Below are 4,714 nucleotides of genomic sequence, written 5' to 3'. Positions count from 1 at the left end.
TTGGCTGTTTTAACCGCTATTTGTCTACCTGATGCGTCAACGTTAACGCCTTTTTGCGTTTCGGTTTTAGAGGATGCGCTCACTATTCTTGACAGAAGAATAAAACCTCACGCCATTAATAAATACGCATCTTTAACATGAGCATCCTATGCATTAATTAACCAAACTATGTAGCAAAACTAATTATTACCATTGATTGACTATATCGTGTGTCGATTACTGAATGGAAAATAGTGGTCTTTTCATCACTTTTTATCCCTGAATAAAAAACGACATCCTGCATTTCAACCACGCGATGGCGATATGGGCGTGATTTGAGGTGGAGGAAATTAAGTACTTAAGGCTGGTCTTGTGATTATTGATCGAGGGAATGACATTGCAGGTGAATGATTCGTTTCCTCGCGTTGTGTCATTGAACATCCTACTGATAAATGGAACAATCCCGACCACCAAGGCAGGCGTTCGCCGCTAAATAGAGGAAGAAACATGCGAAAAATACATTGGATGGCGTTGATTCTGGGATTGTTCATGACGACAGCTGTTTGTGCCGCCACAGAGGCTCCGCGTCCGCCGGTCGGCGACAATGTGGTGGCTTATAGTGGCGAGCAGGGCGTAAAAGTCTGGACCTTACGTTATGGTGAACGTGCCGCCAATCAGGCGTTAGTGCAGATCGATGGGATCGATCACGACTGGAAAATGCGCATCCAGAAAATGGATGTGGAGAAAACCAGCAAAGATACGCGCTACTCGACGCAGGTCGACGGCAAAAAATTCGTCGTACTGATTATTCGTAGCGGTTATGGGGAACTGTATCTGCCCGGCGAAGTACAGGAAACGATGGTCGGTTATGACGATACGCTGTCGCAGTCTGGCAACGCGCAGTACTTCCTGACGGATTATCTGCAGCAAGACACCCCGCAGTAACCTACCTCGATGAGGCGCTACTTTCTAATCGATGTAGCGCCATCGCTGTTTTACTTTTCCTTTGACCTTCTCCACGACATACCCGCCAAGCGTGAAGCCATAGAGGCAAAGGGCTATTGCCCGGCCTGCATAATTTTCGGCAAATTTAGCTCAATCCAATCCGCTAACTGAATGACGCGCTCGTAGACCTCGCGGCCGAGCGGCGTGAGCGAATATTCCGTATGCGGGGGAACCACGGGCAACATGTTGCGGTGTACGAAACCATCCCGCTCAAACATCTGCAGCGTCTGGGCCAGCATCTTTTCGCTGATCCCGCTGATTTTCCTGCGCAGCTCGCTGAAACGCAACGTGTCCTCGTCCAGAGCAATCAGCACCAGAATGCCCCAGCGGCTGGCGATATGTTGCAGCACATCCCGTGATGGGCAGTTGGCATCCAGCAACTTGCCGTAGCGAATTTCTTCATGATTGGGGCCGAGTTCACGGCTGCTTTGGGTAGGCATCTCGTCTTCCTGATAATAAAGTTTAAACTTACCAAAAGGTAAGTACTTACTAAAAGAGAGTGTATCCTTTATAGTCTCCCCTGTCTACGAAGTGAATATCGATACTGTGTGGGCATGACGGGAGTCTTCGCGTGCCCTACAACCCTAAACGGAGGTCATCATGATTGCAGTAACCGGTGCAACAGGTCAGTTAGGTCGTCTTGTCATTGAAGCATTGCTGAAAAAAGTTCCCGCTGATCAGATCATTGCCGCAGTTCGTAACCCGTCGAAAGCGCAGGATTTGGCTGAGCGTGGCGTACTCGTTCGTCAGGCGGATTACAGCCAACCGGCGACGCTGGCCACGGCGTTCCAGGGGATTGATAAACTGCTGCTGATCTCCTCCAGTGAAGTGGGGCAGCGTACCACGCAGCACCGTGCGGTGATTGATGCCGCCAAGGCAGCGGAAGTCGGGTTGATCGCCTACACCAGCCTGCTGCATACGGATACCTCGCCGCTGATGCTGGGTGAAGAACACCGCCAGACTGAAGCCGCACTGAAGGCCTCAGGCGTGCCTTTCGTCTTGCTGCGCAACGGCTGGTATACCGAAAACTATGCCGCCAGCATTGCCCCGGCTTTGGCGCACGACGCCTACATCGGCGCAGCGCGTGAAGGACGCATCGCATCGGCGGCGCGGGCGGACTACGCGGGTGCGGCAGCCGCCGTTTTGCTGCAAGACGATCAGGCAGGAAAAGTCTACGAACTGGCGGGCGACGACAGCTATACGCTGGCGGAGTTTGCGGCGGAGATCTCCAGTCAGTCTGGAAAAACCATCGCTTATGTCGATCTGCCGGTCGCAGAGTTTGCCAATGCGCTGAAGGGCGCGGGCTTACCGGATGGTCTGGCCGATGTGCTGGCTGACTCCGATGCGGGTGCAGCCGAAGGCGCGCTGTTTGATGACAGTAAAACGTTGAGCCGTCTTCTGGGACGCCCGACCGTGTCCTATCAAAAAGTGATCGCCGACACGTTGGCGTCGCTGTAATGCAAACGACCCCGCCTTCTCGTGGAGAAGCGCGGGGTCATCGTCATAGCAACGGCTGTCGCCGCCGGACATCACTTTCTTCGACCTCAGTGCGGGTCGGTCTCGTGATTAAATGTGAGTGCCTAGCGCAATACAGCCCGTCAGCATCAATACGGCAGTCATGCCGCCCAACCAAAAAAGACCTTTCATCGAATCTCCAGTGCGTTTAATCAACGTGGATCTGAGCGCTCGCCGAATAACGTTCGCCTAAAATAAAGAGACACAGCCGGACAACATCAATACTGACGTGATGCAGCTCAACAGCAGTACACCTTTCATAACCTCTCCTTTCTCACATAAATGCCATCGTTAGAGTACGCCATAAAAATACCGTACAGTACGGTTCATTTATGAACTGACAGGACTAGACTGTCAAGCCAATGTATGAACCTATGCCACGCGTTGCTTAAAACCGGGCAGGGTCCTACTGCTTTTTACTCTCATTCAGGGAACACGGCGGGTGAGTTAACATAGGGCCCATCGATGATATTTGACTGAATTGATTGAATAAAAAATGACATTTGGGGGGAGGCGTTGGCCTGTCGGCAGATGTTGTCCGGTAAAAGAGTGATCTGAGTCATAAAAATCAGAACGGTGCAGACGTAGTATAAAAGGGTATATAACGATATATATCAAAAGGATAAAAAATGCTCTCAAGCGCCGTATCCTGCCCGCAATGATCATCGCGCTTCCCTCAGTTCACACCCTTAACCAAGCCGCTATCGACCATCAACCGGCCAGACCTTGTGTCTGCTAATGCCGCAACGTGCCCTCCAGCGGCTCGAATCCTATCGTGAACAGACAAAAACAGCCTTGCGCTGTGGTCGCGTGGAGGTACGGGGTTATTGCCTCCGCCTTGGCCCTCTTTCCGGTGCCGCGCAGGATACGTGGGATTTCTGACGCAACAACTTTGGCATTTCGCTGTCTCATAGCCAACGAACGTTATCCCGAGCGCATTGGTGAGAAAATGCATCGGAGCATCACGGATAGGCCCGGGGGCGAATCAATACCATCCCCCTTTAGCCGCGGATATTGAGCCGTAATCTGCATAGCCTTGATGCGGTATGAGAGTGACCGCCGTCGCGAGAAAAACGTCAAGGTCGACGCGGTCAGCGGAGCTGGAAAATAAATGAAACGGATATCTCATCGTTATTGAGTTGGAGAGGGCATTGACCCCTCAGCTACGACTAGACCTTTATCATGGAAAAGAAAGATGACGGATAAACAGCGCGAAGTGCTTCCTGAAACCTACCGGGCATGGACCTGGCATGACGGTAACGATCCCCACGATCTGAAACTCGAACGCATTCCCTTGCCGCCGCCGGCCGCCGATCAGGTGTTGGTGCGCAACGTCGTGATTGGCTTGAACCCAGTGGATTGGAAAGTGTTGGGCGCTGAGAGTCTGCGTTGGCAGCCCGGTAAAGTGCCGGGCGTCGACGGCGCGGGCGTCGTGGTAGCGGTTGGTGAGGACGTCTCCGACCGCTGGCTGGGCCAGCGTGTCGCCTACCACCAGAACTTGCAATCTCCCGGCAGTTTTGCCGAGTTTGCGCCCGTCGATATGCGCGCACTGCTACGCCTGCCTCATCAACTGGATTTCTCCATTGCGGCCAGCGTGCCATGTCCGGCGCTCACCGCGTGGTTGGCGCTGGATAAACTGCCCCCACAGTCGGGTCAGCCGGTATTGATTAGCGGCGCGGGCGGGTCGGTCGGGCACTATCTGGTGCAGTTGGCCGCCGCTTATGGATTTAACGTGACCGCCATGAGCCATCCCCGCCACTGGGAACGGTTGCGGACGCTGGGTGCGAGAGCGTGCGTCGCGAGCGAGCTGGCGGACGATCCATGCTGGCCGAAAGAGAACGTGGGGTTCTTTGCCGTCATTGACAGCGTGAGCGCCGACCACGCCGAACGATTGTCCCCGGCGTTGCAGGCGAACGGTCATCTGGTCTGTATTCAGGACCGCGTTGCGAACTGGCCTTGCGCACCGTTCGGGCGGGCGATCTCCCTGCATGAAGTGGCGCTGGGCGCGCTGCATCAGTTTGGTGACGAAGCTGCGTGGGCGCGGCTGACGGCTGCGGGCGAACTGCTGCTGATTGACCTGGAGGAGGAGCGATTGCAGTCGGAAGCGCGCGTGGCCCGCGATTTCTCTGAGCTGCCGCTGCTGCTGGACGAACTGCGCCACCGCTCATTTTCCGGCAAGCCGCTGGTGCGGGTGTGACCCTGAACTGAGTAAAAC

At 54.2% G+C, this 4,714-nt stretch carries 4 protein-coding genes; 3 read left to right on the top strand and 1 reads right to left on the bottom strand.

The window, feature by feature from the left end; all coding sequences use genetic code 11:
- Positions 1-486: 486 nt before the first annotated feature.
- Positions 487-924, top strand: a complete 438-nt coding sequence (locus Q7O77_RS14770; RefSeq protein ID WP_304168828.1) for a hypothetical protein — start codon at positions 487-489, stop codon at positions 922-924.
- Between the two features lie 113 nt (positions 925-1,037).
- Here the strand turns inward: Q7O77_RS14770 and Q7O77_RS14765 are convergent, their stop codons facing one another.
- Entirely contained in the window at positions 1,038-1,424 is a 387-nt protein-coding gene (locus Q7O77_RS14765) for a helix-turn-helix domain-containing protein (RefSeq protein WP_304168825.1), read from the bottom strand.
- A 160-nt stretch (positions 1,425-1,584) separates the two neighbouring features.
- Between Q7O77_RS14765 and Q7O77_RS14760 the strand changes: the two genes are divergently transcribed.
- Together Q7O77_RS14760 and Q7O77_RS14755 are read left to right on the top strand one after the other, a co-directional pair.
- Positions 1,585-2,442, top strand: a complete 858-nt coding sequence (locus Q7O77_RS14760; RefSeq protein ID WP_304168822.1) for an SDR family oxidoreductase — start codon at positions 1,585-1,587, stop codon at positions 2,440-2,442.
- 1,252 nt (positions 2,443-3,694) lie between these two features.
- Positions 3,695-4,696 (top strand): alcohol dehydrogenase catalytic domain-containing protein, encoded by a 1,002-nt coding sequence (locus tag Q7O77_RS14755; RefSeq protein ID WP_304168818.1) that lies wholly within the window; start codon positions 3,695-3,697, stop codon positions 4,694-4,696.
- The last annotated feature ends 18 nt before the right edge of the window (positions 4,697-4,714 follow it).

It is taken from the genome of Lonsdalea britannica (assembly GCF_946477055.1).
GTDB classification, from domain to species: domain Bacteria; phylum Pseudomonadota; class Gammaproteobacteria; order Enterobacterales; family Enterobacteriaceae; genus Lonsdalea; species Lonsdalea britannica_A.
The sequence above is the reverse complement of the archived record's forward strand: the minus strand, read 5'-3'. Positions and strand labels throughout refer to the sequence as shown.